The following is a 26,100-nucleotide window of genomic DNA, read 5'->3' as shown; positions in this document are numbered from 1 at the left end:
AAAGGCCGGGATGTGAACCATCCCGGCCTTTTTTATGCAACGCTGAGCATGTGGATCAGACCAAGGCTGATGGCGCACAACGCCACCAGCGAAAGCACGGCGGTCAGCGTGACACGACCGCCTGCCGATGCGACCGAACGGATATCCACGCCGAGGCCGAGCGCGGCCATCGAAATGATAGTGAGAAGGGTCGAGGCATATTGAATGCCGGGCAGGATCGTTTCCGGGATCAGATGCAGCGAATGCAGCGCCATCATGCCAAGAAAGCCGAGGATGAACCATGGCACCAGCTGGAAGAAACCTGGCTTGACGTCCGCATTCTTGTTGCCGGCAAGAAGCGCCAGAGCGAGAATGACCGGCCCCAGCATCAGCACGCGCACGAGTTTCACCAGCGTACCAATCTGGACACTGATCGTTGCGACCGGCGCTGTGGCCGCCAGAACCTGCGGCACCGCATAGACCGTCAATCCGGCCAGTACGCCATATTGCGTGTGCGACAGCCCCAGAAGCGGAACGAGCAGCGGCAGGAGCAGCACGACGACCACACCGAGAATTGCGGTGAACGCGATGGAGGCTGCCACATCCTCGCTTCCCGCGCCGATGACCGGTGCTGTGGCGGCGATGGCGGAATTGCCGCAAATGGAATTGCCGCAGGCGACCAGTACGGCCATGCGATGGGGAAGCTTCAGCAGGCGCCCGATCCCGTAGCTGAGCGTGATGGCAACCACCACAACGCCTGCAATGCCGAAGATGAGCCCGGAACCCGCTGCCACGACCGCGCTGGCGCTGATCGATGCGCCGAGCATCACCACGGCAATTTCCAGAAGAAGCTTGGCAGAAAAGCCGATGCCCTTGTTGAATTGCTTGCCCGGACGCAGAAACGTCCGCACGACCGTACCGAGGAGAATGGCGATCACCAGCGCTTCGAGCCAGGCGCGCCCCGCATAATGCTCCTCAACCTTCTCAAGTCCGATCGCTGCTATTGCAACGGCGACGCTTAGGCCAAGTCCTGGGAGGATGTTCTGGATTTTGGAGTATGTCATTTTCGGCATTTCGTATGAAAAGAGAAATATTTTCTGATCAGATGCCCGATTTTCCCTGTTCAATCCATTTCATTATATGGCATGTTTTATTCGATTAAATCGAATGGTTATTGCTATGACGCTGGAACAGTTACGAATTTTCATTGAAGTCGCCGAGCGCGAACACCTGACGCGCGCTTCCGAAGCCTTGCATCTCACCCCGTCTGCGGTCAGTTCGGCCATCCGCACGATGGAAGACCGCTACGGAGCGACACTCTTCAACCGCATCGGGCGCCGGATAGAGCTGACCGGTGACGGGCGCATGTTTCTGGATGAGGCGCGCGCCACACTTGCACGCGCCCGTTCCGCTGAGCGCATGCTGTCCGAGCTTGGCGGTGGCAAGCGTGGTATCCTCGCCATTCATGCCAGCCAGACCATCGCCAGCTACTGGCTGCCGCCTTTTCTGGCACGCTTTCATGCCGCCTTTCCCCTGATCGATGTGCGGCTGACGCTTGGTAATACCGAAAGCGTCACCGAGGCGACACAGGAAGGTGTCGCCGATATCGGCCTTGTGGAAGGCGCTGTGCAGGCGCCATCATTATCGATCAGCAAGGTTGCAAGCGACCAGCTTATTCTGGTGGCACGCCCCGATCATGACTGGGGTACGGGCGGAAAACTGTCATGGGACCGATTGTTCGAAGGAAAATGGATCCTCCGCGAACAGGGATCAGGCACACGCAGCGTTTTCGAGGATGCCATGCGCGCTTCCGGCTATAATCCGGCGCGACTGCATGTAGCGCTGGAACTGCCATCGAACGAAGCCATCTGCTCGGCAGTGCGCTCCGGTGATTATGTTACGGCCGTCTCGGAACTCGTCGCGGCTCCGCATCTTGCCGCAGGAACGCTGGTGAAGGCCGATTTTGCACTCCCGCAACGCCAGTTTCTGATGTTGCAGCACAACGACCGTTACAGAACGAAGGCTCTCCAGTCTTTCGCAAGCCTGCTAAGCGGCGAGGATCAGCGTATCTGACGCAACAATTCGGGCTGCGGAAAGCAGGTCGACGGTAAGCCGTTCTTGGCCTGCCACAGGCCAATCGAGCGGCGCGTCTTGAAGCCGGGCAGACCGTCCGGCTTGCCGACATCATAGCCCTGTGCCTGCATGCGTTTCTGCATCGCGCCGATATCGGAGCGATACATGGAACCGACATCACCCCATGCGCGGCTGAAATCGCCCGCGCCATAGGCGACGCGATCGCCGACATGACCGATGAACAGTGCATAAAGATCGCTCATATTATAGTCTTTGAGCACGTAGAAATTCGGGCTCACGACGAAGGCCGGACCGTAGCGGCCAGCAGGCATGAGCAGAAAGCCCTCGCCTTTAATTTCATTGGCTGGGAATGGCTTGTTATTCACCCGCGTAATGCCGAGCTTTGCCCATTCGGCAATCGTCTTGCCCTGATCGGGGCCTTCCAGCGCGCAGGACACGTTCTGCGGAACGTTCACTTCAAAGCCCCAGTCGCGCCCCTTCTGCCAGCCGTGAAGCTTCAGATAATTGGCAATGGAGGCGAGTGTATCGGGTACCGAATTCCAGATATCGCGCTTGCCGTCGCCATCGAAATCGACGGCGTGCTTCAGATAGGAAGTCGGCATGAATTGCGGCTGGCCCAGCGCGCCCGCCCACGAGCTTTTCATCGCGTTCTCGTCGATATAACCCTTGGACGCGATTTCGAGCGCGGCGATCAGCTCCTTGCGAAACATATCCTTGCGCGTCGCCAGATAAGCCTTGGTGCCGAGAACCTCATAGGCATTGTAGGGGATCTTGACGGTGCCAAAGCCCGATTCACGACCCCATACGGCAAGCAGAATGGGCCCCGGAACGCCGTATTTCTGCTCGATGCGCTTCAGGAGACTGGCATATTGGCCATAGCGCGCCTTGCCGCCGCTTGTGACAGCGCCCATCGTCTTGGCGTTGAAATATTTGCCGGGCGCACCGAATTCTGCCTGTTTCTGCTCTTTCGGGGTCGAAGGTTTTTCGCCGGGAATGACAAGATCGGGCAGCTTCCAGTTGATCGACACACCGGCAAAAGCCTGATCGAACACGGCGCGGGACACACCTGCTGCCTTCGCCTCCGGCCAGAGATCCTTCTCGAGCCAGTTACGATACTGGTTTTCAATCTGAGCCTTCGAAGGCGCCGCGACAGCCGGAGAAACAGCAAGAATGACGGCAAGACCCAGAGCAGTTTTCAAAGCATGCTTCCAATGGCTTGCTGCCATCATATTTCTCCTGAAAAACTAGAGGGTGGTTCTCGCCCGCAAGGCGGCAGCAAGCGTGCCTTCATCGAGATAATCAAGTTCGCCGCCGACCGGCACGCCATGGGCAAGCCGGGTGACGCGAATGTCGAAACTCGTTAGCTGGTCGGTGATGTAATGCGCGGTGGTCTGACCTTCGACGGTGGCGTTGACCGCGAGAATCACTTCCCTGATCTCGCCGGTCGCGACACGTTCCACCAGTCCCTTGATGTTGAGATCGTCCGGGCCGATGCCATCGAGCGGCGACAGGCGACCGCCGAGAACATGATAGCGCACATTCATCGTGCCCGCCCGTTCCAGCGCCCAGAGATCGGAAACATCTTCCACCACGATAAGGGTCGTCGGATCGCGGCGCTCATCGGTGCAGATCGTGCACGGATCGGACGTATCGACATTGCCGCAGCATGAACAGATGCGCACCTTTTCGGCAGCCTCCTGCATCGCGCCGCCGAGCGGCACCAGAAGCGCTTCCTTCTTCTTGATGAGATGAAGCGCTGCACGACGGGCCGAACGCGGTCCAAGCCCCGGCACGCGGGCCAGAAGCTGGATAAGACGTTCGATTTCAGGACCGGCTATTCGTTTGGACATCTTTTAAGGCAATACGGCAACAGGGCAGTAAGGCAATAGGGAAAGCAGAGGCAGCAACATTTCGAGCAGATAAAACATACTGCCCTAATGCCTTGCTGCCCTACTCACTTAAAATGGCAGCTTGAATCCCGGAGGGATCGGCAGACCGGCGGTCAGCGACTGCGTCTTTTCGGCCATGGCCGCTTCGAGCTTCGCCTTGGCATCGTTATGCGCCGCGATGATCAGGTCTTCGAGGATTTCCACCTCTTCTTCCTTCATCAGCGACGGGTCGATCTTCAGCGCCGACAAGGTGCCCTTGCCGGAAAGCGTGATCGTCACCAGCCCGCCGCCCGAAGAGGCCGAGGCTTCCATAGTGGCGATCTCATCCTGCATGGCCTTCATCTTGGCCTGCAATTCCTTCGCCTGCTTCATCATGCCCATCATGTCACGCATGGGTTCACTCCATCATTCTGTAGATCAATCGTCTTCAGACGGGGCACCGGGTGTTTCCACCACGGCATCGAGGTCAATGTCCTCGTCGTCATTCTGTTCCGGCACGGCAATGCGCACGTCGGTGATCTTTGCGCCCGGAAAGGCCGCGAGAATAGCGGCAACATCGGGATCGGCACGGGCGTCGGTCACCAGATTGTCGCGACGTTCGGTTTCCGCCTCCGAAATGGTCTGCCCTGCCACGTCACGCGCGACGGTCACCACCCAGCGAATGCCGGTCCAGTTCAGGAGGCGTTGCGAAATGTCGCTCGGTAGCGATTTCGGTGCATCGTCGGTCAAGCCGATTTCCAGCCGTCCGGGTGCAATGGATGCGAGGCGCACACAGCTCTTGACCAAAATCTTGAACTGCATGTCGCGATGCTTGTCGGCCATTGCGACAACATCGTGCAGGCTGTTGACCGGCACGGAAGGCTGCGGCGTATTTTCGACAAATTGCTGCGGTGCGGCCGACGGCTGAACCGGTTGCGGCGGCGTTTCCACGATGCGCATGGCTGTCGCCGGCCCACCGGAGGCAGGTACCATCGACGACGAACCGACCGCATCAGTGGCAAAACGCGCTTCCGGCGCACCGCCACCGCCATTCGACCGCGGATTGCCCGGCTGCTGGCGCGGTGCCGAGACCGAACCATTGTCGAGGCCGCGGATCGCCTCGTCCAGCGTTGGCAGATCGGCAGCATGGGCAAGCCGGATCAAAAGCATTTCTGCAGCCTGAACCGGCCTCGTTGCGGTATCGACTTCCGTGATGCCCTTGAGCAGCATCTGCCAGGTGCGCGACAGCACGCGGACGGAAAGTTTCTGCGCGAACTCGCGCCCGCGCACGCGTTCGTCTTCCGACAGCGACACGTCTTCGGCCACATCCGGCGTGAAACGCAGACGGGTCACCAGATGGTTGAAATCGGCAAGATCGGTCAGCACGACCGACGGATCGGCGCCAACATCATACTGCGCACGAAATTCGGTGAGAGCGCCAGCCACATCGCCGCGCATCAGCATCTCGAACAGGTCGATGATACGGGCGCGGTCGGCAAGGCCCAGCATGGAGCGTACAGCCTCCGCCGTGACGGTGCCAGCACCATGCGCAATCGCCTGATCGAAGATCGACAGCGAATCACGTGCCGAGCCTTCGCCTGCGCGTGCAATCATGGCCAGCGACGTGTCGTCCACGGCGATCTGTTCTGCCTCCGCGATTCGACGCAGATGCTGTGCCAGCGTGCCCGATTCGATGCGGCGCAGGTCAAAGCGCTGGCAGCGCGACAGAACCGTGATCGGCACTTTGCGGATTTCGGTGGTCGCAAAGATGAATTTGACGTGCGGCGGCGGCTCTTCCAGCGTCTTCAACAAGCCGTTGAAGGCCTGATTGGAGAGCATGTGCACTTCGTCAATGATGTAGACCTTGTAGCGCGCCGAAACCGGACGATAGCGGACCTGTTCGATGATCTCGCGGATATCGTCGATGCCGGTATGCGAGGCGGCATCCATCTCGATCACGTCGACATGACGGCCTTCCATGATCGCCTGACAGTTTTCGCCCGGCTCGGAGAGGTCGATAGTCGGCTGATCGACGGTATCGGTCTTGTAATTGAGCGCGCGCGCCAGAATGCGCGCCGTGGTGGTTTTGCCCACCCCGCGAACGCCGGTGAGCATCCAGGCCTGCGCGATACGGCCCGTCTCGAACGCGTTCTTGAGCGTGCGAACCATCGGCTCCTGGCCGATAAGGTCGTTGAAATTCTGGGGGCGATATTTGCGGGCGAGAACGCGATAGGCGCCATCGGCGGATTTTGTGTCCATAGCGCGACCCTTCCGTTCTTCCTGTTCCGCTTATTTCTCAATCGCCAGTTTGGACCGGACGCATGAGTGGCGTCAACATGGGATAGAGCCCATCAACAATCGCCGTGAAAATCACGGAACCGGGCGAATGAGAAAGGGTGGGAGGCTGGCACGATGACCCGTGCCGTGGCTCGTTAGGGCTGCTTCCTTCCGGACCTGACCCGGTTGGCGAGTGGCTCGTCCACCACCAACCTCCCACGCTGCATATCGTCAATTGTGAAGCAAAAAGCAAGGAGGGCGCCACGCAAAAAGCAAGCGCTGACCGAAAAAAACTGGTAAATGTCGGCCTATGGAACAGTTTGAACTCGATAAGCGACTCAATGCCGACACTTTTTCTGTCGCCAAGCTCGGCCTTTGCGAGCTGCGACTGATGAATGACCGGCGCTGGCCGTGGCTGATCATGGTGCCGCGCCGTTCAGGCCTCACCGAAATTCACGACATGACGCCACTCGACCAGACCATGCTGACCTTCGAGACCGGCATCGTGGCGCAGGCACTCAAGACTGTGACGGGTTGCGAGAAGATCAATACAGGCGCGCTCGGCAATATCGTGCGGCAGCTCCATCTGCATGTGATCGCCCGCAATGAGGGTGATGCGGGCTGGCCCGGCCCTGTCTGGGGTTTCGGCACCCGCGAGACCTATGATGACAAGGTCGCCCACCAACTGATCGCCGACATTCGCGCGGCTTTATAATTCTCCCAGCAACAGCAATTCGAGAGCATCATGGCTTTCCGCCTCTACGATCTGCCGGAAATCGAACCGAGCCGACTTGTCGGATTTGCCGGCAATCGAATCGACCGCCAATCCGAAAAGCGGCAGGATGATTCTGCCTTCACGGCACTGGAACTTCCCGAAACGCGAATCATGCTTTTGGGCGGCAACAGGCTTCTTCTCGACTATGCCGATGAGAAGGCCCCGCGTGCATTGTTCCGCCTTGGCGAGGCGAAGGCGTTCGCGCCCGATCTCAGTGAACCCATTCTGCTGGGACTTCAGGACGGCGTGCCGCTTGTCGCGTTGACGACACCGCTTGACCCCGAAACGATGGAGGCGCCTTTCCGCCTGCAGGATTATCGCAGCCTCTATACGGAAGGGCTGGTATCCGCCGATCTGCTCGGCGCGCTGGCACAGGCCGCAGCGCTGACCGCATGGCATACAAATCACCGTTTCTGTGGACGCTGCGGCACGAAAACCGAAATGCGTGCCGGTGGTGCCAAGCGGCAATGCCCGAACTGTAGTGCCGAGCATTTCCCGCGCACCGATCCGGTGGCAATCATGCTGCCGGTGCGTGGCGAAAAATGCATTCTGGCCCGCAGCCCGCATTTCGCGCCGGGTTCCTATTCCTGCCTTGCAGGCTTCATTGAGCACGGCGAAACAATCGAGGCCGCTGTGCGCCGCGAAAGTGTCGAGGAAATGGGGCTGGCAATCGGCCGCGTTGCCTATCATGCGAGCCAGCCCTGGCCTTTTCCCTATTCGCTGATGATCGGCTGTCATGCCGAGGTGCTCAGCGACGACTTCACCATCGACCGCTCGGAACTCGAAGACGGGCGCTGGTTCTCGAAAGCCGAAGTGCGCACAATGCTGGACGGCACACATGAAAACGGGTTGCGGGTGCCGCCATCCGGCGCCATCGCAAACCATCTCATAAAGACCTGGGCGGAAAACTGATTCCGCCCGATAGCTTCTAGATTACTCCGCAGCGAGTAACTGCGTGCCGCGAATATCGCTGCCGTGATAGACGCCGAGGACACGCACTTCCTTGGTGAAGAAGCGCAATTCTTCCAGCGCAAGCTGCAGATTGGCGTCTTCCGGATGCCCCTCGACATCGGCGTAGAACTGCGTCGCGATGAAACGCCCGCCGATCTGATAGCTTTCCAGCTTCGTCATGTTGACGCCATTGGTGGCAAAACCGCCCAGCGCCTTGTAGAGCGCAGCCGGAACGTTGCGGACACGGAAGACAAAAGTCGTCACGATGCGTTCGCCATTTTCGGGACGGGGCGCCCACTGCTTGTTCTTGGACAGAACCACGAAGCGGGTCACATTGTCTTCCGAATCCTCGACGTTTTCTTCCAGAATATCGAGACCGTAGAGATCGGCAGCGAGGCTTGGCGCCAGCGCCGCCATCGAGCGGTCCTTCATATCGGCGACGAGACGCGCGGCTCCCGCCGTATCGCCTGCGATGACGCCCTTCCAGCCGTTCTGGCGAATGACGTTGCGGCACTGGCCGAGCGCATGGACATGGCTGTGAACGGTCTTGATTTCCTCACGCTTGACGCCCGGAAGCACCATCAGCTGAAAGTGGATCGGCAGGAAATATTCGCCGATGATATGCATGTCGGCCAGCGGCAGCAGATAATGAATATCGGCAACGCGACCGGCCAGCGTGTTCTCGATCGGGATCATGGCGAGGTCGGCAGCGCCGGTTTCAACTGCGTTGAAGGCATCCTCGAAAGTCGGGCACGGCAAAGGCTCCATATCGGGAAACATGTTGCGGCACGCCGTATCGGAATTTGCGCCCGCTTCACCCTGAAAGGAAATCCTATTGGTTTTCATCGTACCATGCTTTCTCAAATACCGCTCACAAGCGATCTGTCAGATACCCTGTGCTACAAGAATGCGCGCCCGGTCAAGATCGACCCGCGTGTCGACACCGAGCGGCACTGTCTTTACAAGCTCCACATCGATGCGCATTCCGGCTTCGAGGGCCCGCAATTGTTCGAGTTTTTCACGCTTTTCCAAAGGCGATGGCCCAAGCTTCACAAAGCGTTCCAGTGCCGAGCGGCGATAGGCGTAAAGGCCGATATGGTGATAAAGCGGACCGTCGCCATAGGGCGCGGTTGCACGGGTGAAATAAAGCGCGCGCAGGCGGCTGTTACCGGCAAGCGGCGAACCGACGATCTTCACCACGCTGGGATTGGTCTTTTCCGATTCTTCCTCGATTTCGACGCCGAGCGTCGCGATGTCGGCAGGCCCGTCTTCGAGCGGCAGAAGCGCGCGGCGGATGATATCGGGATCGATAGTCGGCAGGTCGCCCTGAACATTCACCACGGCATCGAATTCGCCCGCCGGATCGACTTTCATCAGCGCTTCATAGATGCGGTCGGAACCGGATTCATGATCTTCTCGCGTCATGATGGCTTCGTGGCCATGCGCGGTAACAACTGAAAAAATCTCTTCGCTGTCGGTTGCGACCACGGTCCGGCCCAGCTTTGCAGCCGCTGCACGATCAGCCACATGGACGATCATCGGCTTGCCGCAAATATCGGCGAGCGGCTTGTTCGGCAGCCGCGTGGACGCCATGCGCGCCGGGATAAGAGTAAGTGTCTTTAATGTCTGAAGCATCATTGCCTCTTGAGATCGATAAGGTCGCGAAGGTCTTTTAAACCGCTTTCACAGCACTGGAAATGCATCAAAAGTGTCAAAAAGTCACGGGTCTAGTCACCCTTATAGGTGTTGCATCGCTTTGGTAAAAGACCTAGTTTCCGCCCGATGCCGGGGAGAGAATTGTGACCTTTATTAAAGGTTTGCATGCCGGCTAGGAGAGCGTTCTCGGGGAGAGCGTTTTGGTAGAGGGAGCGCTGACCGGCGATGAATTCAACCCGGACTAACAAGTTTATCATGGCTTTTCTGGCAACGGTTTTCGTTGTCATGACGACAGGCATCCTGTCCGATTCGCTGTTTCACTCGCCTGCGCCTGAAAAGCCGGGCTTCGCCATCGAAGCTGCAGAAGCCTCGACCGGTGAAGGGGGAGCTGCACCGGCCAAGGAAGAAGTTTCCATTGCGACGTTGCTGCAGACTGCCGATCCGGCACGCGGTGAAACCGTCTTCAAGCGTTGCGCTGCATGCCATACCGGTGAAAAGGGTGGCGCCAACAAGGTTGGTCCGCATCTGTGGGATGTCGTGAACCGTCCGGCTGCCTCCGTTGAAGGTTTCGGCTATTCGGCTGCCATGAAGGAATTCGGCGCTGGCGGCAACAAGTGGGATTTTGAACATCTCAACAAGTTCCTGACCTCGCCGAAGGGCTTCATCAAGGGCACCGCCATGGGCTTTGCCGGTGACAAGAAGGACAATGAGCGCGCTGATCTGATCGCTTATCTGCGCACGCTGTCCGACAATCCGGCTCCGCTGCCGACCGCTGATGCGGCACCTGCAGCAGGCGGCGATGCAAAGCCAGCCGAAGGCAACGCACCGGCAGGTGAAAAGCCGGCGGAAGGTGCACCGGCAGGCGGCGAACAGAAGCCTGCCGAACCGGCGCCTGCCAATTAAGCGGACAAGATACAGGTAGGAAAAAAGCCCGGTTCGCCGGGCTTTTTTCTTGCCCGCGTCAAATTTCTTGCCTGCATGCCTTTCTTCCTCCGCAAAAACCCATAAGACTTCATCCGGATATATCCGAAACAGAAACGGAGCGGCTGGATGAGAGCTTTTTGGGCGGGTGCGTTCGCGGTGGCCATGCTTGCGAGCACGGTTTCAATGGGGCGGGCGAATGACACGGAACCCCAATGGCGATACTCCTCCAGCCTGCTTGGCGAGCCCAAATATCCAGCTGATTTCAAACATTATGACTATGTGAACCCCGATGCGCCGAAAGGCGGCACGCTGAACATGGTCGCCGTCGGCACCTTCGACAGTCTCAATCCGTTCGTGGTGCAAGGCGTTCCCGCCGCTGGCCTTTCCGATTTCGGCGGTGGCCTTCTCTACGATACGCTGATGACGGATTCGCTCGATCAGGGATCGACGCAATACCCGCTGATTGCCGAAGCTTTGCAATATCCCGAGGATTTCTCCTGGGTTAAATTCAAGCTCAATCCCGATGCGAAATGGCATGACGGCCAGCCGATCACCGTCGATGACGTGATCTGGTCGTTCGATGTGCTGAAGAAGCAGTCGCCGATGTACAACAAATATTATGGTGACGTGGAGAAGGCGGAAAAGACCGGCGAACATGAGGTGAAATTCACCTTCAGCCAAAAGGGCAACCGCGAACTGCCGCAGATTCTGGGCCAGCTTGCCGTTTTGCCCAAGCACTGGTGGGAGGGCAAGGATGCGCAGGGCAAACAGCGTGACATCACCCGCCCGACGCTTGAAATCCCGCTCGGCTCTTCCGCCTACAAGATCGACAGCATGGCACCTGGACGCTCCATCATCTGGGCGCGCGTCGACGACTATTGGGGCAAGAACGTAGCCGTGAATGTCGGGCGTAACAATTTCGACCGCATCGCTTACGAATATTATTTCAACGAGGACGCGACCTGGGAAGCCTTCAAGAAGGGCGGACAATACGATTATCGCAACGAGAATCGCGCCCAGCGCTGGGCCGAACAGTATAATTTCCCGGCCGTGCAGCGCGGCGATGTCGTGAAGGCTTCGTTTCCCTTCCATGCCGCCGGACGCATGCAGGGCTATTTCCTGAATACGCGCCGCGACAAGTTCAAGGATCCGAAAGTGCGTCAGGCGCTGACCTACGCCTTCGATTTCGAATCGATGAATCGCCTGCTGTTCTTCAACCAGTACAAGCGTATCAACAGCTATTTCGCAGGTAATGAACTGGAACTGAGCGGCCCGCCAACGCCCGAGGAGCGAGTCATACTGGAAACAGTCCAGGATTCGCTTCCGGCGGACGCGCTGACCAAGGAATTCGCTCTGCCGGTCTATGACACGCCGCAGGCCACCCGCGAAAACCTGCGTACCGCGCTGAAGCTGTTCTCGGAAGCAGGCTGGACATTGCAGGGCAACAAGCTGGTTGACGCCAAGGGCAATCCGTTCACCATCGAATTTCTCGGCAAGGATCCGACCGACGAGCGCATTTACAATCCGTTTGCCGCGAGCCTGCGCAAGATCGGCATCAACGCGACTGTGCGTATCGTCGATACCGCGCAATATCAGGCTCGCGTCAACGATTTCGACTATGATGTGGTCACCTCCATCATCGCGCAGAGCAATTCGCCCGGCAATGAACAGCGGGACATGTGGGGCTCCAAGGCCGCCGACTTCAAAGGCAGCCGCAACTATGCCGGTATCAAGAATCCGGCCATCGACAAGCTGGTAGACCGTGTCATCTATGCCAAGGACCGCGACGAGCTGGTCGCCTCGACCCATGCGCTCGACCGGGCTCTGTTGTGGAACTATTACGTCATTCCGCAATGGTATTCCGACCACATCAACGTGGCTTACTGGAATAAATTCGGAATGCCTGAAAAGCAGCCCGACTATCTTGGGATTGACCCGTTCTCCTGGTGGATAGACCCTGCGAAGGAAGCCAAGCTCAAGACCGGCAGTGAATGAGGGCTGAGCGAGAATGACGATCCTTCGCATGAACCGCCGCCATTTTCTGGGGCTTTCGGGAAGTGCCGCCGTCGCGGCTTTCCTGCCGCACAAGGCCTTTGCCGATATCCCGACGGGCAAGGCGCTGCACGGGATTTCGGCTTTCGGTGACCTGAAATATGGTCCCGATTTTCCGCATTTCGACTATGCCAGCCCCGAAGCGCCGAAAGGCGGCACGTTCAACTTCGCCCCGTCGAGCTGGGTCTGGAACCAGAATACCGACACGTTCAACACGCTCAACACCTTCACCTTCAAGGGCGATGCGCCGCCGCGTATGGAACTGACCTTCGATACGCTGATGGCTTCGGCACTGGACGAGCCGGATTCCGTCTACGGCCTGATCGCGGAAAGTGCGACGCTTTCCAAAGACAGGCGTAGCTGCACCTTCAAGCTTCGCAAGGAAGCACGTTTTCACGACGGCTCGCCGATCGAGGCGAACGACGTGTTGTTCACATACACGACCATCAAGCAGAAAGGCCATCCGACCCTGCGCCAGTCTCTGGCTGGGTTAGAAAAGGTGGAAGTTACCGGCAAGCGCGAGGTACGGATGCGTTTCGTCGAAGGGCGTGGACCGAACGCCATTCTCGACGCCGTGACGGTGCCGATCCTGTCGGAAAGCTGGTTCAAGGATCGCGATTTCGAAGCCACGACCATGGAGCCTGTGCTGGGTTCCGGCGCCTACAAGGTCGGTAACTTCGCCGCCGGTCAGTTCATTGAATATGACCGCGTCGAGGATTATTGGGCGAAAGACCTGCCGGTGCAGAAAGGTTTCAACCATTTCGACCGCATTCGCATCGAGTTTTTCCGCGACCGCCAGCCGCAATTCGAAGCCTTCAAGAAAGGCAGCATCGATTACCGCGAGGAGAGCGTCTCCAAGAACTGGGCGACAGCCTACGATTTCCCGGCCATCCAGCAGAAGAAGGTCATCAAGCGCACCTTTCCGAGAGAAAAGCGCCCGCTGATGCAGGCCTGGGCGCTGAACCAGCGCCGCGAACGGTTTCGCGATCCGCGCGTGCGCGAAGCAATCGCGCTCTGCTTCGACTTCGAATGGACCAATGAAAATCTGTTCTACAATGTCTATGCCCGTTCACAGTCCTGCTTCAACGGCTCGGATTTTCAGGCAAGCGGACTGCCGACGCCCGATGAGCTGAAAGTGCTTGAACGCTATCGCGGAAAACTGCCGGACACAGTTTTCAGCGAGGCTGTGCTCATGCCGGTATCGGACGGGACGGGTCGCGACCGCGCGCAGTTCGCGCAGGCCATCAAACTGCTGGAGGCTGCAGGTTTCGAGCGCAGGAAGGGCCAGTTCTACGACAAGGACGGATCAAAGTTCGCGCTGGAAATTCTCTCCAATTCCGAAGCCTTCGCGCGGGTCTACAATCCCTATGTGCAGAAGCTGCGCGCCATCGGCATCGATGCCAGTCTGCGGTTTGTCGATGCAAGCCAGTATCAGGCGCGGATGCAGGATTTCCAGTTCGACATGGTGGGAATGGCACTGCAGTTCAGCCCGACACCGACGCAGGAATCGCTTGCCGGCATGTTCGGCTCCGAATCGGCCAAGATCCCCGGCAGCTACAATCTGCCCGGCACGGAAGATCCGTTGATCGATGCGCTGATTGCGGATATCGGCAAGGTTTCGACCCGTGAAGAACTCGTCGCCACGATGCGGGTGCTTGATCGGTACTTGCGTATCCGGCGCGACTGGATTCCAAATTGGACGACAGCGAATCATCTCGCGGCCTATTGGGACCGGTTCGGTTTCAAGGAGCCGAAGCCCGATTACGGCTTCCCTGTCGAGACGCTGTGGTGGATAGATAAAGAAAAGGCAGAAGTTGTTGGCAAGCCATAAGACAAACCTGAACCTGCGGAGAAAGCCGGGCTGATGGGCGCATATATTCTCCGCCGTCTGCTTCTGATGATCCCGACGATTCTCGGCATCATGGCTATTTCTTTCGCTGTGGTTCAGTTCGCTCCCGGCGGCCCGGTCGAGCGCGTGATCGCGCAGCTCTCCGGCCAGGGCGGCGACGCTCTCGACCGCCTTTCAGGCGGTGGCGGCGATTTCGGGCAAAGCGCTGTCGACAGCGGCTCGGTCAATTCCAAATATCGCGGTGCGCAAGGGCTCGACCCGCAATTCATCGCCGATCTGGAAAAGCAATTCGGCTTCGACAAGCCGCCGCTGGAACGATTCGGCCAGATGCTGTGGAACTATATGCGCTTCGATTTCGGACGCAGCTATTTCCGCGACATCAGCGTGATCGATCTCATCAAGGAAAAGATGCCGGTATCGATCTCGCTTGGCCTGTGGCTGACTTTCCTGTCCTATCTGATCTCGATCCCGCTCGGCATTCGCAAGGCGGTCAAGGAAGGCACCCGTTTCGATACATGGACCAGCGCCATTATCATCGTCGGTTACGCCATTCCGAGCTTCCTGTTCGCGATCCTGCTGATCGTGCTGTTCGCAGGCGGATCGTTTTTCGACTGGTTCCCGCTGCGCGGCCTCACCTCGCCCGATTTCGCGCAGATGTCGTTCTGGGGCAAGATCGGCGACTATCTGTGGCACATGGTGCTGCCGGTCACAGCACTCGTTCTTTCAGCCTTCGCCACCACGACGCTGCTGACCAAGAATTCGTTTCTGGAAGAAATCCGCAAGCAATATGTGACCACGGCCCGCGCCAAGGGGCTGACCGAGAATCAGGTTCTCTATCGTCACGTCTTCCGCAATGCGATGCTGATCGTGATCGCCGGTTTTCCCGGCGCCTTCATCTCGGCCTTCTTCACCGGCTCACTTTTGATCGAAACCATCTTCTCGCTCGACGGGCTCGGCCTTCTTGGCTACCAGTCGGTCATCAACCGCGATTATCCGGTGGTGTTCGCCAATCTTTTCATCTTCTCGCTGATCGGGCTTCTGGTCGGTCTTCTGTCCGATCTCACCTATACCTGGATCGATCCGCGCATCGACTTTGACCGGAGGGACGTGTGATGACAGACACCACCCTCGCCCCCGCCGCAACGCCCGTAAAACGGCCGTGGCTTTCACCGCTCAACAAGCGCCGCTGGCAGAACTTCAAGGCCAACAAGCGCGGTTACTGGTCGCTGTGGATTTTCCTGTTCCTGCTCGTTGCGGCACTCTGCGCCGAATTCATCGCCAATGACCGGCCCATTCTCGTTTCCTACAAGGGCGAGTTGCTGATGCCGGTTTTTGTCGATTACCCGGAAGAGAAATTCGGCGGTTTTTATGCCGTCACCGATTATCGCGACCCGGTCATACAGGAAGAGATCGCCAATAATGGCTGGGCCATCTGGCCGCCGGTCCGCTATTCCTACAACACGGTGAACAACGAGATACCGGAAGCAGCGCCATCAAAGCCATTCTGGCTCTATTCGGCGGAAGAACGCTGCCAGCGCTATCCGCAAGGTGTGAGCGATCCCAATTGCCGCTTCGGCAATTTCAATCTGCTCGGCACCGACGATCAGGCGCGCGATGTCTTTGCCCGCGCGCTTTACGGCTTCCGCATTTCGGTGCTGTTCGGCCTGATCCTCACCTTCTTCTCGGCGATCATCGGCGTGACGGCAGGCGCAGTTCAGGGCTATTTCGGCGGCTGGGTCGATCTCATCTTCCAGCGCGTCATCGAAATCTGGTCCTCTATCCCCGTTCTTTATCTGCTGCTGATTATTGCGGCGATATTACCGCCCGGCTTCTGGGTGCTGCTCGGCATCATGCTTTTGTTTTCATGGGTGGCGTTCGTCGGCGTCGTGCGCGCTGAATTCCTGCGCGCCCGAAACTTCGAATATGTGAACGCCGCGCGCGCGCTTGGCGTGAAGAACGGCACGATCATGTGGCGCCATCTGCTGCCCAATGCCATGGTCGCGACATTGACCTTCCTGCCTTTCATCCTGAACGGCTCGATCACCACGCTCACCTCGCTCGACTTCCTCGGTTTCGGCCTGCCGCCCGGCTCGGCTTCGCTTGGCGAACTTCTTGCCCAGGGCAAGAACAACCTGCAGGCGCCGTGGCTCGGCATTACCGGCTTCGTGGTCATCTCACTGATGCTGTCGCTTCTGATCTTCATCGGTGAAGCAACACGTGACGCCTTCGATCCGCGAAAGGCTTTTCAATGAGCGGATCCATGATCGAATCAGGGAACAAAACTTTGCTGTCCGTCCGCGATCTGTCCGTCGCATTCCGCCAGAACGGCGAGGAACGCATCTCCGTGGATCGGGTATCCTTCGACATTGCCGAAGGCGAAACAGTCGCGCTCGTCGGCGAATCAGGATCAGGCAAATCCGTCTCGGCACTTTCTATCCTGAAGCTGCTGCCCTATCCGTCTGCCAGCCATCCTTCCGGAGAAATTCTTTTCAACGGCAAGGATCTGATGAAGGCCTCGGAGCCGGAACTGCGCCATGTGCGTGGCAACGACATCACAATGATCTTTCAGGAGCCTATGACATCGCTCAATCCGCTGCACAGTGTGGAGCGACAGATCGGCGAAATCCTGAAAATGCATCAGGGTATGGGTGTTGAGGCAGCACGGGCGCGAACGCTGGAACTTCTGAACGAAGTCGGCATTCGCGAGCCGGAAAAACGCCTGTCGGCCTTCCCGCACCAGCTTTCAGGCGGCCAGCGCCAGCGCGTGATGATCGCCATGGCGCTTGCCAACAAGCCAAAACTGCTGATTGCCGATGAGCCGACCACGGCACTCGACGTCACCGTGCAGGCACAGATTTTGAAACTGCTTGCCGAGCTGAAAGCCGCGCAGGGCATGTCGATGCTCTTCATCACCCACGATCTCGGTATCGTGCGCAAGATCGCCGACAAGGTCTGCGTGATGAGCAAGGGCAAGATCGTCGAGGCCGGGCCAACCAAAGAGATTTTCGAAAACCCGCAGCACCCTTACACTAAGCACCTGCTCGCAGCCGAGCCGAAGGGCGAGCCGCCCGCTGCCGATCCTGCAGCAAAAACGGTGATGGAAGGCAAGGGTATCCGTGTCTGGTTCCCGATCAAAAAGGGCTTCATGCGCAAGACCGTCGACCATGTGAAGGCGGTGGATGGCATCGACGTCAATCTGCGCGCCGGCCAGACGCTCGGCGTCGTTGGCGAATCGGGTTCCGGCAAGACAACGCTTGGCCTCGCCCTTTCGCGCATGATTTCATCCAAAGGCGAAATCAGGTTCGACGGGCATGATATCGCCAAGTTCAGCTTCAAGGACATGCGCCCGCTGCGCCGTGAAATGCAGATCGTGTTTCAGGACCCGTTCGGCTCCCTATCACCGCGCATGACCATCGCCGATATCATCGCCGAGGGGCTTCTGGTGCATGAGCCAAAACTGTCGGCAGACGACCGCGATGCGCGCGTCGTCGCAGCACTTCAGGAAGTGAACCTCGATCCAGAAACCCGCTTTCGCTATCCGCACGAGTTTTCCGGTGGCCAGCGCCAGCGCATCGCCATTGCGCGCGCCATGGTGCTGAACCCGAAATTCGTCATGCTGGACGAACCGACCTCCGCGCTCGACATGAGCGTACAAGCGCAGGTCGTCGATCTATTACGCGCATTGCAGAAGAAGCATGATCTCGCCTATCTTTTCATAAGCCACGACCTGAAAGTGGTACGGGCGCTGGCCAATGATGTGCTGGTGATGCGCAACGGCAAGGCGGTCGAGTATGGCGCGGCGAAGGACGTCTTCGCCCACCCGCAGACCGACTATACCAAGGCGTTGATGGCGGCAGCATTCCGTATGGAAGCCACCGAGGGAGGAGGAGGAATAAAACAATGACGAATAACGATCAGGGCAATATCCTTCTGGCGATCACCGATTGGGATCCGGAAATCTGGCTGAAGACATTTCGGGATCACGCGCCGGATCGTCCGGTGGTGACGGAACGCACGGAAAACGATCCTTCCGTCAAATATGCGCTTGTCTGGAAGCAAAAGCCGGGTTCGCTTGAGAACCTGCCCAATCTGAAGGTCATCTTCTCGCTGGGTGCAGGCGTCGATCACGTCTTCCGCGACGACCGGATTCCCGATGTGCCACTGGTGCGCATCATCTCCGACGATCTCACCATGCGCATGACGGAATATGTTGTCTGGCAGGTGCTGGACCATCACCGTCTTGGGCAGCGCTATCGCAAGCAGCAGCAGAATCATGTCTGGCATGAAGATCGCCGCCAGCCTGCCGCCCATGAGGTAACGGTCGGCATCATGGGCCTCGGCGTGCTGGGCCGCGATGCAGCGGAAAAGCTGAAGGTTCTCGGCTTCAACATAACCGGCTGGAGCCGTCGCCCGCAGGAAATCGACGGCGTGCAGACCTATCACGGCAAGGACGGGTTCGGGAAATTCCTCAAGACAGCCGATATTTTCGTCTGCCTGCTGCCGCTGACACCCGACACCAAGGGCATCCTCTCCATGTCTATGTTTGCGCAACTGAAGAGCGACGGGCCGCTCGGTGCGCCGGTATTGATCAATGCCGGACGCGGTGGTCTGCAGAACGAGGCGGATATTCTGGCCGCGCTTGATCGCGGGCTTCTTTCGGCAGCTTCGCTCGACGTATTCACGCAGGAACCGTTGCCGACCGGCAGCCCTCTCTGGGATCATCCACGTGTGACGATCACCCCCCATGCGGCGGCAAGCTCATCCGCAACCGCGCTTGTGCCGCAGATCATCCGGCAGATCGAAGCTTTTGAGCGCGACGGGACGCTGGAACACATCGTCGACCGAAACACGCAGTATTAGAGCGCATCCCGAAAAGTGTGAAACGGTTTTCGGAAAAGATGCGCGTTAAAACAAATATTTAGAGCGCCGATCTGATTCGATCAGATCGGCGCTCTAAGCGGCGATTCCGATCATCCCATCCTCGCCGACCGTCACCCGATGGCCGGCGAGTTGCTTTTGTGCCTCGCGGTCGAGTTCAACGGCGATAGGCACGTCATGCCCCATTTCACGCGCCACGATGAGGCCAAGCAGCAGGATCGCATCCGGTTCATGCAGGACAATGGCCGCAGGCGCATAACCGCTATGGACCAGCTCCAGAAGCACGGCAGCAGCCGATGACGACCCGATGGTTCCGGGCAGACACAGCACTCGCCCGGCGATGCTTTGCCCATGTTCCGGATGGCGCACATCGGCAATGCGCCCGCTCTTCGGATCGACACCGCCCCAGAAGCTGATCGGCGCAGAGAGAACCAGCGCATCAGCATCAGCACCCTTACCTGCAATGAGCACAGAACTTTCACCAAGGCTCATGCCGCCTGCCTCCCGAAAACCGGCCTGCCCGCAACAGCACTTTCCACGCATTCCTCCAGCGAACCGTAAAGCACGCCATAGCCGGTATTGCCGGGTGCATAATGGGCAAACTTGCCGGAATTGGTCATCAGAACAGCATCACTTTTAGCCGGCAAAATGGGTGTAACGACCACGCATGTATCGGCAACAATCACGACGCCTGCTTTTTCCAGCGCCTGCCTGCGTCCGTCTTTCTCCAGCTCGACCAGCGCATGACGGCCAGTGCAGGCATAAAGCGGCACTGCAAGCTTGCGTTCCGCTATGGCGCGCTCCAGGCGGTCGAATTCCATTATAGAAAGATGCGGACTGCCAATGGCGACCGCATCGATATGATCTACCTGCCCGACCGTCGAAAGCCGCTTGCGGGTCGCCTCAATCATTTCCTGCGTGACGCGGATGACACTTTCCGGCTTGCTATGCTGCAAAGCTGTCTCGAGATCGGGGGCTTCCGGCGTCACGCCCGCAATGTGAAACAGCCCGACAGCGCCGACCGATGCCGACGCCGCACCGAACGCCTTGAGATCGTCCTCATCGGGATGGACAGGACTGCCCGCAACGACACCGATATTCGTCCCCACGCTGCGACCGAACAGATTGCCGAGTATAGGCCAGGCCACTTCCGAAGACAGGAAAGCCGGATCGAGTGCCGAAATATCGATCACCACCGTGGCACGGCGGTTTTCGCTGCGATGGAGACCATAATCGGGCGCGCGGCACGCAATGGCGCAGGCGATATCGAGAAAGTCGCCATAGCGATTGGTTCGCGCGCCGAGAACCGAATTGCAGAACACAACGGCATTGGATTCGCCCCAGGCAACATCGGTGCCTTTTACAGGCCTGTGCCCGGCCTGATAGGGTGCACAGGTCCAGGTCGGCTCGCAGCCGAGCTTGATATAGGCACGCATCATACGCTTGGCCATGTCAGCTTCATAAGCCGGCAAAAGATTACGCGAACAGCCAGTCAGATCGACCGAACCGACATTGAGCGTCGAGCGAACTTTGACCTTGGCACCGCCCTCAACCAGCTTTTCTGCAAAAAGCGTTCCGCTGTCGCCGTGATAAAGCGCGCCATCGATATGAGCGGACGCAATCGGGATGAGGCGCGGCGCGCCCATCAGTTTCGCCGTATCGGCCACGATGCGCATCGCCATCGCAGCACCTTCTCCCTGATCGCCCGCGGCTATCGAGCGCTCTTCATCGGTTAATGTCAGTGCCATGCTCAGCCCTTCTTGCGCGCCTTGTAGCGAATAGTCTCAAAACGGACATTCAGGGCATTATAAAGCAGCAGACGACCGACCAGCGGCTCTCCGATACCGGTGATGAGCTTGATGACCTCCATCGCCTGCAGACTGCCGATCACACCCGGCAAGACGCCAAGCACACCGGCTTCCGCACAGGTCGGCACCGTTCCGGGTGGCGGGGCTTCCGGAAAGAGATCGCGATAGGAAGGGTTCTGCGCGCCATCCGGTCCGGTCGTATAGGGCATCAACACGGTGACCGTGCCGTCGAAACGCCCCATGGCGCCCGTCACCAGCGGCCTTTCCAACTTGGCAGCAGCATCGGCCAGAATATAGCGTGTGGTGAAATTGTCCGAACCATCCACCAGGACATCATAATTGCCGATCAATGCTTCGACGTTGTCCGCATCGAGGCGAAGCTGGTGTCCCTCGACCTTCACATGCGGGTTGATACGGGCAATGGTAACCAGCGCGCTTTCCACCTTTGGCTGGCCCACGCTTTGCGTATCGTGAATGACCTGCCGCTGCAGGTTCGACAGCGAAACCGTGTCGTCATCGACGATGCCGAGCGTACCGACCCCCGCAGCCGCCAGATATTGCAGCACAGGCGCGCCAAGCCCCCCTGCGCCGACGATCAGCACACGGGCTGCCTTCAGCTTCTGCTGGCCCGGCCCGCCGATTTCCAGCAGCACGATATGGCGCGCATAGCGTTCAAGTTCTTCGGACGAAAATGGTCTGGATGGTGCATTCATACCGCCAAACATATGCCTCTCCCAAGGCGCTGTCAGCGGATATTTTGCCTCACAGTACGATCCCCCAAACGGAACCGGCTTTTGGATCAGAATTAGGCGTCAGACAGTCTGGTGAGATGACCGGCAGAGACGTTGAAGAATTGCGCCTCCCCTTCAAGCGCTTCAAAGAGCGCACGATCGGTGCCGGTCATGAAAGCCTGTCCGCCCAGTTCATCGAGGATGCCGAACAGGGCCGCACGGCGACCGGTATCAAGATGCGCGGCAATTTCATCGAGCAGGAGTATGGGAGCCATGCCGGAAAGCTCCGCCGTCAGTCGCGCATGGGCAAGCACCAGACCGATCAGCAGTGCCTTTTGCTCGCCTGTGGAACAGAGCGCGGCGGGCATGGCCTTGGGGCGATGCTGGACAATCAGATCGGTGCGATGCGGACCGTCGAGCGTACGGCCTGCTGCCCGGTCTCGAGTCCGGCCATCCCGCAGGGTACGGCGGAAATCTTCTTCGAGATCAAGTGCTGCCTCGACATTGATTCTCTGCTCCAGCACCCCTTCCAGAAAACAATCAGCCTTTGGAAAAGGCCCCTCTGCGGGCAGTCGTTCGATCATGGCCGCGATCAGGCGCATGGCTTCGGCGCGGGCAGCGGCAATAGCCGTGCCCAGTTCCGCCATCTGGCTTTCAATCGCATCCAGCCATTGGTCGTCATTATTGCCGTCGTTCAGCAACCGGTTTCGGCTGCGCATCGCTTTTTCATAATCGAGCACGCGCTTGCCGTGGGCGGTATCGATAGCAAGCACCATGCGGTCGAGAAAACGCCGGCGATCGGAAGCACCTCCGGTAAACAACCCGTCCATTGAGGGCACCACCCAGAGGATGCGCGCGTAATCGAGCATATCGTCGCCGGAGGCCGCAATGCCGTTGATACGAACTTTACGGCCACTTTCACCGCCGCCTGCCGTACCGGTCCCGATTTCGGCTTCTCCATAGATCATGCAGTCGAGTGCGGCATGAATGGCAAAGCCGTCGAGCGCGTTGGTGCGCGCAACATCATCATAAGCGGCGCGGCGCAGACCGCGCCCCGGCGACAGAAAGGAAATCGCTTCGATCAGATTGGTCTTGCCGGAACCATTTTCACCCGTCAGCACCACATGGCCGGGGCCAAGCGGCAGCGACAGTTCCGTATAATTGCGGAAATTGACAAGCTTAAGCCGCCGGATCGAAACGCGATCCGGGCGGCTTTGATTAGATTCAGGCCTATTCACGTTTCTGTTTCTTTAAACACGCATCGGCATGAGGACGTACAACACATCTTCGTCGCCGGTATCGCGCACCAGCGTCGGCGAGCCGGCATCGGCCAGCATGAAGATCGCATCCGAACCCGAAAGCTGGCTGGTAATGTCCAAGAGATACTTGGAATTGAAGCCTATATCCAGCGGATCGGAATCATAGTCTGCCGCCAGCTCATCGGTTGCACTGCCCGAATCGGGATTGTTGACCGTCAGCGTCAGCTGGCCATCGGCAATCGAAAGCTTGACCGCGCGGCCACGTTCGCTCGAAATGGTCGAGACGCGATCCACGGAGGCTGCAAATTCCTGGCGGCCGATAGTGAGCTTCTTGTCGTTGCCGGACGGAATCACACGCTGGTAATCCGGGAAGGTGCCGTCGATCAGCTTCGAGGTGAGAACCACCGACCCAACCGTAAAGCGGATCTTGGCATCAGACAGTTCGACCAAAACGACCACATCCGGCACATCGACCAGTTTTTGCAGTTCGGCAACCGTCTTGCGCGGAATGATGATGCCCGGCATGCCTTCCGTGCCGGACGGCGCTTCCAGTTCAGCGCGCGCCAGACGATGACCGTCGGTCGCGACAGCGCGCAGCTTCAGGGCGCCATCGCTTTCGATGGCATGGAAGAAAATGCCGTTGAGGTAATAACGGGTTTCTTCCGTCGAGATCGCAAACTGCGTGCGGTCAATGAGACGCTTCAGCGCCTGCGCCTCAATCCGGAAGGAATGGGTGAAGGCACCTGCTGTCAATTCCGGGAAATCGGACTGCGGCAGGCATTGCAGGCGGAAGGACGATTTGCCGGAAATAACCGACATGGAGCCGCCATCCGGATTGGTCGACAGCATGACTTCGGCACCATCCGGCAGCTTGCGGACGATATCATAGAGAAGATGTGCCGGAACCGTCGTGGCGCCAGCCTGTTCCACCATGGCGGCCGTCGCTTCATTGACCTCGAGATCAAGGTCGGTTGCCTTGAGTGCGAGGCTTGCACCCTCAGCCTGCAAAAGCACGTTCGACAGAATCGGTATCGTGTTGCGGCGCTCCACGACGCGATGGACGTGGTTGAGAGATTTGAGAAGGTTCGATCGCTCTAGGGTAACACGCATGTTCAAACGCACTCGCTCGCTGGGACAGGGCAACTGCATCTGACGGGCAGGCAGACGGCCCCTGTCGATAAGGCGCCAGGGGCGCCAGAAGGTCCGTTAAAGTGGCAGATTTTTAAGGAGAAAAGCAAGCCCGCGCCGTGTCGGAAAGCGACAGGGCCCGGGCTTTTTGTTGATAACCGCCGTTGATAGCGGGGAAGCCTGGAGCGCCGTGCATCCTTTCGGACACGCGGCGCGCCTAAGCTGGCAAACTGGCGCATCGTGCTTTTCGAAAATCGATAGCGATTTTCGGGCCAATGCCTTGTCGATCAGGCAGCCTGATCGTTGATGAGGCGCTTCAGAAGCTCAAGTTCCTGTGCCAGCTTGGTGTCGGCGCCGACCAGATCCTCGATCTTGCGTACAGCATGAAGAACTGTGGTGTGGTCGCGTCCGCCAAAGCGGCGGCCGATTTCCGGCAGGGAGCGCGGCGTCATCATCTTGGCAAGATACATCGCAACCTGACGCGGCTTGACGATGGTGCGCGTGCGGCGGTTCGACAGCAGGTCCTGCTTCGAAACATTGTAGTGACGTGCCACGATGCGCTGGATTTCCTCGATGCGGATACGCTTCGGCTCGCCAACGCGGGTCAGATGACCCAGCAATTCATCGACGCGGTCGATGGAAATATTCGGCTCGAAAGACTGGCGGAACAGGAGCTGGTTGAAAGCGCCTTCCAGTTCACGACCCGATCCGGTGACGGTGCGGGCAACGTGAGAGAGAATCTCGTCGCCAATGGTGAGGCTCGAATCTTCTGCCTGTGCGACGGCCAGACGGCGGCGCAGCATCTCAACCCGCATATCGTAATCAGGAGCCGCCACTTCGAGCGCAACACCACCCTGAAGACGCGAACGAACGCGGACATCGAGCGATTCCAGTTCGGAAGGCGCGCGGTCGGCAGCAACCACAACCTGCTTGGCGCTGTCGAGCAGCGTGTTCAGGAGATGGCAGAACTCATGCTGGATCGACTTGCCCTGCAGGAACTGCATGTCGTCGATCACGAGAAGATCGATATCGCGCAGCTGCTCCTTGAAGGACAGCGCATTGTTGTCGCGGATCGCGGTGGCGAAGCGCCACATGAAATATTCAGCCGTCAGATAGACAACGCGAGCCTTTTCCTGGCGCTGGAGCGCGGCAGCGGCAATGGCCTGCAGAAGGTGAGTCTTGCCGAGTCCAACGGACGCATGGATGAAAAGCGGATTGAAGCGCACGGCGCTGGAACCGGCTTCGGCAATGGTGCGCGCTGCGGCAAGTGCAACGCGATTCGATGCGCCGTCGACAAAGCTGTCGAACGTATAGCGGGGGTCGAGCGGCGAACCCAGAACCGAGCCCGAAGCCGCTGCCGATTCTGCGACCACGGCAGAGCCGCGCTTTTCGCCGAAAGCCTGTCCAGCAAAGGACTGTCCAAGAGGAAACACCATCTTTTCACGCGGAGCGACGGCGGGCTTGCTGTCTGCCGCTTCACAGGCTTCCACCGGAGCTGCGCTGCGCACCACGCGGCTTACGCCACGAACGACGATTTCGACCTTGAGAATCTGGGCGTTTTCTTCCTGCCAAAGTTCAGTCAGGAGTTCGGAATAGTGATTGTTGATCCAGGAGCGCAAAAATGCCGTCGGAACCGACAGGCGGACAATGCTCTTGGAGATGTCGTCGAGCTTCAGACGACCGAACCAGCTCGAATAGATCTCGGTTCCGACGCGGGCTTTCAGCTTTGCCGTAAGGCGCTCGAAAACCTCGTCACCTGCGTTGCCGCTCAACTCGACCAGGCTCTTGTCGTTTCCGGTAGCAGAAGATCCGTGGATACGGTTCGCATGTGCATCATCACCCGTCGTTGCCGTCGATTTGCCGGTCATCAT

23 protein-coding genes and 1 other RNA gene are annotated in these 26,100 nt (G+C 58.6%); 10 read left to right on the top strand and 14 right to left on the bottom strand.

Going from position 1 to position 26,100, the window contains the following annotated elements; translation table 11 throughout:
• Positions 1–32 precede the first annotated feature (32 nt).
• Positions 33–1,052: a YeiH family protein gene (locus CQZ93_RS00120; RefSeq protein ID WP_181153286.1), complete on the bottom strand. Its 1,020-nt coding sequence runs from the start codon at positions 1,050–1,052 to the stop codon at positions 33–35.
• Positions 1,053–1,158: 106 nt separating this feature from the next.
• Between CQZ93_RS00120 and CQZ93_RS00115 the strand changes: the two genes are divergently transcribed.
• Positions 1,159–2,052, top strand: coding sequence for a LysR family transcriptional regulator (locus CQZ93_RS00115; protein ID WP_105540773.1), 894 nt, complete (start codon positions 1,159–1,161; stop codon positions 2,050–2,052).
• On the opposite strand, the gene CQZ93_RS00110 is transcribed toward CQZ93_RS00115, so the two are convergent.
• The 5 genes from CQZ93_RS00110 to ffs all read right to left on the bottom strand — a co-directional run bounded on the left by CQZ93_RS00110 (position 2,040) and on the right by ffs (position 6,435).
• Positions 2,040–3,299 (bottom strand): lytic murein transglycosylase, encoded by a 1,260-nt coding sequence (locus tag CQZ93_RS00110; protein WP_105540772.1) that lies wholly within the window; start codon positions 3,297–3,299, stop codon positions 2,040–2,042. The two genes, CQZ93_RS00115 and CQZ93_RS00110, sit on opposite strands and share 13 nt — an antisense overlap.
• An 18-nt stretch (positions 3,300–3,317) precedes the next feature.
• Positions 3,318–3,923: a recombination mediator RecR gene (gene recR, locus CQZ93_RS00105; protein ID WP_105540771.1), complete on the bottom strand. Its 606-nt coding sequence runs from the start codon at positions 3,921–3,923 to the stop codon at positions 3,318–3,320.
• Positions 3,924–4,031: 108 nt separating this feature from the next.
• Positions 4,032–4,355, bottom strand: coding sequence for a YbaB/EbfC family nucleoid-associated protein (locus CQZ93_RS00100; protein ID WP_010657829.1), 324 nt, complete (start codon positions 4,353–4,355; stop codon positions 4,032–4,034).
• A gap of 24 nt (positions 4,356–4,379) precedes the next feature.
• Positions 4,380–6,200 carry a DNA polymerase III subunit gamma/tau gene (locus tag CQZ93_RS00095; protein WP_105540770.1) on the bottom strand — a complete coding sequence of 607 codons (1,821 nt, stop codon included), beginning with the start codon at positions 6,198–6,200 and terminating at the stop codon, positions 4,380–4,382.
• A 137-nt stretch (positions 6,201–6,337) separates the two neighbouring features.
• Positions 6,338–6,435, bottom strand: an RNA gene (ffs, locus tag CQZ93_RS00090) — signal recognition particle sRNA small type.
• A 93-nt stretch (positions 6,436–6,528) separates the two neighbouring features.
• Here ffs and CQZ93_RS00085 point away from each other — a divergent pair.
• Complete coding sequence (locus tag CQZ93_RS00085) at positions 6,529–6,933, top strand: HIT domain-containing protein (RefSeq protein ID WP_105540769.1); 405 nt, start codon at positions 6,529–6,531, stop codon at positions 6,931–6,933.
• A gap of 30 nt (positions 6,934–6,963) precedes the next feature.
• Positions 6,964–7,905: an NAD(+) diphosphatase gene (gene nudC, locus CQZ93_RS00080; protein ID WP_105540768.1), complete on the top strand. Its 942-nt coding sequence runs from the start codon at positions 6,964–6,966 to the stop codon at positions 7,903–7,905.
• A gap of 21 nt (positions 7,906–7,926) precedes the next feature.
• Here the strand turns inward: nudC and CQZ93_RS00075 are convergent, their stop codons facing one another.
• Together CQZ93_RS00075 and CQZ93_RS00070 are read right to left on the bottom strand one after the other, a co-directional pair.
• Complete coding sequence (locus CQZ93_RS00075; RefSeq protein ID WP_105540767.1) at positions 7,927–8,790, bottom strand: prephenate dehydratase; 864 nt, start codon at positions 8,788–8,790, stop codon at positions 7,927–7,929.
• 39 nt (positions 8,791–8,829) lie between these two features.
• The gene (locus CQZ93_RS00070; protein ID WP_105543109.1) at positions 8,830–9,579 is read right to left on the bottom strand and encodes a 3-deoxy-manno-octulosonate cytidylyltransferase; all 750 of its coding nucleotides are present in this window, start codon (positions 9,577–9,579) and stop codon (positions 8,830–8,832) included.
• A gap of 246 nt (positions 9,580–9,825) precedes the next feature.
• Here CQZ93_RS00070 and CQZ93_RS00065 point away from each other — a divergent pair, with 246 nt between their 5' ends.
• The 7 genes from CQZ93_RS00065 (at position 9,826) to CQZ93_RS00035 (ending at position 19,285) form a co-directional block, all read left to right on the top strand.
• Positions 9,826–10,503 carry a c-type cytochrome gene (locus tag CQZ93_RS00065; protein WP_105540766.1) on the top strand — a complete coding sequence of 226 codons (678 nt, stop codon included), beginning with the start codon at positions 9,826–9,828 and terminating at the stop codon, positions 10,501–10,503.
• A 147-nt stretch (positions 10,504–10,650) separates the two neighbouring features.
• Positions 10,651–12,519 (top strand): extracellular solute-binding protein, encoded by a 1,869-nt coding sequence (locus CQZ93_RS00060; protein ID WP_105540765.1) that lies wholly within the window; start codon positions 10,651–10,653, stop codon positions 12,517–12,519.
• 13 nt (positions 12,520–12,532) lie between these two features.
• A complete protein-coding gene (locus tag CQZ93_RS00055) occupies positions 12,533–14,407 on the top strand; it encodes an extracellular solute-binding protein (protein WP_105540764.1) in 1,875 nt (624 codons plus the stop codon).
• A 33-nt stretch (positions 14,408–14,440) separates the two neighbouring features.
• A complete protein-coding gene (locus CQZ93_RS00050) occupies positions 14,441–15,538 on the top strand; it encodes a microcin C ABC transporter permease YejB (RefSeq protein ID WP_105540763.1) in 1,098 nt (365 codons plus the stop codon).
• Complete coding sequence (locus CQZ93_RS00045; RefSeq protein ID WP_105540762.1) at positions 15,538–16,677, top strand: ABC transporter permease; 1,140 nt, start codon at positions 15,538–15,540, stop codon at positions 16,675–16,677. Before CQZ93_RS00050 ends, CQZ93_RS00045 begins: the two co-directional genes overlap by 1 nt.
• Positions 16,674–18,329 (top strand): ABC transporter ATP-binding protein, encoded by a 1,656-nt coding sequence (locus tag CQZ93_RS00040; RefSeq protein WP_422616075.1) that lies wholly within the window; start codon positions 16,674–16,676, stop codon positions 18,327–18,329. Before CQZ93_RS00045 ends, CQZ93_RS00040 begins: the two co-directional genes overlap by 4 nt.
• Entirely contained in the window at positions 18,326–19,285 is a 960-nt protein-coding gene (locus tag CQZ93_RS00035; protein WP_105540761.1) for a 2-hydroxyacid dehydrogenase, read from the top strand. Before CQZ93_RS00040 ends, CQZ93_RS00035 begins: the two co-directional genes overlap by 4 nt.
• Before the next feature lie 93 nt (positions 19,286–19,378).
• On the opposite strand, the gene CQZ93_RS00030 is transcribed toward CQZ93_RS00035, so the two are convergent.
• The 6 genes from CQZ93_RS00030 to dnaA form a co-directional block, all read right to left on the bottom strand.
• Positions 19,379–19,795 carry an aconitase X swivel domain-containing protein gene (locus tag CQZ93_RS00030; protein WP_105540760.1) on the bottom strand — a complete coding sequence of 139 codons (417 nt, stop codon included), beginning with the start codon at positions 19,793–19,795 and terminating at the stop codon, positions 19,379–19,381.
• Positions 19,792–21,051: an aconitase X gene (locus CQZ93_RS00025; protein ID WP_105540759.1), complete on the bottom strand. Its 1,260-nt coding sequence runs from the start codon at positions 21,049–21,051 to the stop codon at positions 19,792–19,794. Before CQZ93_RS00025 ends, CQZ93_RS00030 begins: the two co-directional genes overlap by 4 nt.
• 2 nt (positions 21,052–21,053) lie before the next feature.
• A complete protein-coding gene (locus CQZ93_RS00020; protein ID WP_181153285.1) occupies positions 21,054–21,836 on the bottom strand; it encodes a molybdopterin-synthase adenylyltransferase MoeB in 783 nt (260 codons plus the stop codon).
• Between the two features lie 80 nt (positions 21,837–21,916).
• Entirely contained in the window at positions 21,917–23,080 is a 1,164-nt protein-coding gene (recF, locus tag CQZ93_RS00015) for a DNA replication/repair protein RecF (protein WP_105540758.1), read from the bottom strand.
• 12 nt (positions 23,081–23,092) lie between these two features.
• Positions 23,093–24,211 carry a DNA polymerase III subunit beta gene (gene dnaN, locus CQZ93_RS00010; RefSeq protein ID WP_105540757.1) on the bottom strand — a complete coding sequence of 373 codons (1,119 nt, stop codon included), beginning with the start codon at positions 24,209–24,211 and terminating at the stop codon, positions 23,093–23,095.
• 305 nt (positions 24,212–24,516) lie between these two features.
• Positions 24,517–26,100, bottom strand: a 1,584-nt coding sequence (gene dnaA / locus CQZ93_RS00005) for a chromosomal replication initiator protein DnaA (protein ID WP_105540756.1), incomplete at its 5' end; no start/stop codon positions are given.

Source organism: Ochrobactrum vermis (assembly GCF_002975205.1).
Lineage (GTDB): Bacteria > Pseudomonadota > Alphaproteobacteria > Rhizobiales > Rhizobiaceae > Brucella > Brucella vermis.
The sequence above is the reverse complement of the archived record's forward strand: the minus strand, read 5'-3'. Positions and strand labels throughout refer to the sequence as shown.

What these genes read in the sequence shown, in the direction of transcription:
- CQZ93_RS00085 (WP_105540769.1), top strand. Translation starts at nt 6,529, where the DNA reads ATGGAACAGTTTGAACTCGATAAGCGACTCAATGCCGACACTTTTTCT.
- dnaN (WP_105540757.1), bottom strand. Translation starts at nt 24,211, where the DNA reads ATGCGTGTTACCCTAGAGCGATCGAACCTTCTCAAATCTCTCAACCAC.
- CQZ93_RS00045 (WP_105540762.1), top strand. Translation starts at nt 15,538, where the DNA reads ATGACAGACACCACCCTCGCCCCCGCCGCAACGCCCGTAAAACGGCCG.
- CQZ93_RS00120 (WP_181153286.1), bottom strand. Translation starts at nt 1,052, where the DNA reads ATGCCGAAAATGACATACTCCAAAATCCAGAACATCCTCCCAGGACTT.
- CQZ93_RS00035 (WP_105540761.1), top strand. Translation starts at nt 18,326, where the DNA reads ATGACGAATAACGATCAGGGCAATATCCTTCTGGCGATCACCGATTGG.
- CQZ93_RS00025 (WP_105540759.1), bottom strand. Translation starts at nt 21,051, where the DNA reads ATGGCACTGACATTAACCGATGAAGAGCGCTCGATAGCCGCGGGCGAT.
- recR (WP_105540771.1), bottom strand. Translation starts at nt 3,923, where the DNA reads ATGTCCAAACGAATAGCCGGTCCTGAAATCGAACGTCTTATCCAGCTT.
- CQZ93_RS00095 (WP_105540770.1), bottom strand. Translation starts at nt 6,200, where the DNA reads ATGGACACAAAATCCGCCGATGGCGCCTATCGCGTTCTCGCCCGCAAA.
- CQZ93_RS00115 (WP_105540773.1), top strand. Translation starts at nt 1,159, where the DNA reads ATGACGCTGGAACAGTTACGAATTTTCATTGAAGTCGCCGAGCGCGAA.
- CQZ93_RS00020 (WP_181153285.1), bottom strand. Translation starts at nt 21,836, where the DNA reads ATGTTTGGCGGTATGAATGCACCATCCAGACCATTTTCGTCCGAAGAA.
- CQZ93_RS00070 (WP_105543109.1), bottom strand. Translation starts at nt 9,579, where the DNA reads ATGCTTCAGACATTAAAGACACTTACTCTTATCCCGGCGCGCATGGCG.
- CQZ93_RS00065 (WP_105540766.1), top strand. Translation starts at nt 9,826, where the DNA reads ATGAATTCAACCCGGACTAACAAGTTTATCATGGCTTTTCTGGCAACG.
- CQZ93_RS00075 (WP_105540767.1), bottom strand. Translation starts at nt 8,790, where the DNA reads ATGAAAACCAATAGGATTTCCTTTCAGGGTGAAGCGGGCGCAAATTCC.
- CQZ93_RS00110 (WP_105540772.1), bottom strand. Translation starts at nt 3,299, where the DNA reads ATGGCAGCAAGCCATTGGAAGCATGCTTTGAAAACTGCTCTGGGTCTT.
- CQZ93_RS00100 (WP_010657829.1), bottom strand. Translation starts at nt 4,355, where the DNA reads ATGCGTGACATGATGGGCATGATGAAGCAGGCGAAGGAATTGCAGGCC.
- CQZ93_RS00055 (WP_105540764.1), top strand. Translation starts at nt 12,533, where the DNA reads ATGACGATCCTTCGCATGAACCGCCGCCATTTTCTGGGGCTTTCGGGA.
- nudC (WP_105540768.1), top strand. Translation starts at nt 6,964, where the DNA reads ATGGCTTTCCGCCTCTACGATCTGCCGGAAATCGAACCGAGCCGACTT.
- CQZ93_RS00060 (WP_105540765.1), top strand. Translation starts at nt 10,651, where the DNA reads ATGAGAGCTTTTTGGGCGGGTGCGTTCGCGGTGGCCATGCTTGCGAGC.
- CQZ93_RS00030 (WP_105540760.1), bottom strand. Translation starts at nt 19,795, where the DNA reads ATGAGCCTTGGTGAAAGTTCTGTGCTCATTGCAGGTAAGGGTGCTGAT.
- CQZ93_RS00040 (WP_422616075.1), top strand. Translation starts at nt 16,674, where the DNA reads ATGAGCGGATCCATGATCGAATCAGGGAACAAAACTTTGCTGTCCGTC.
- CQZ93_RS00050 (WP_105540763.1), top strand. Translation starts at nt 14,441, where the DNA reads ATGGGCGCATATATTCTCCGCCGTCTGCTTCTGATGATCCCGACGATT.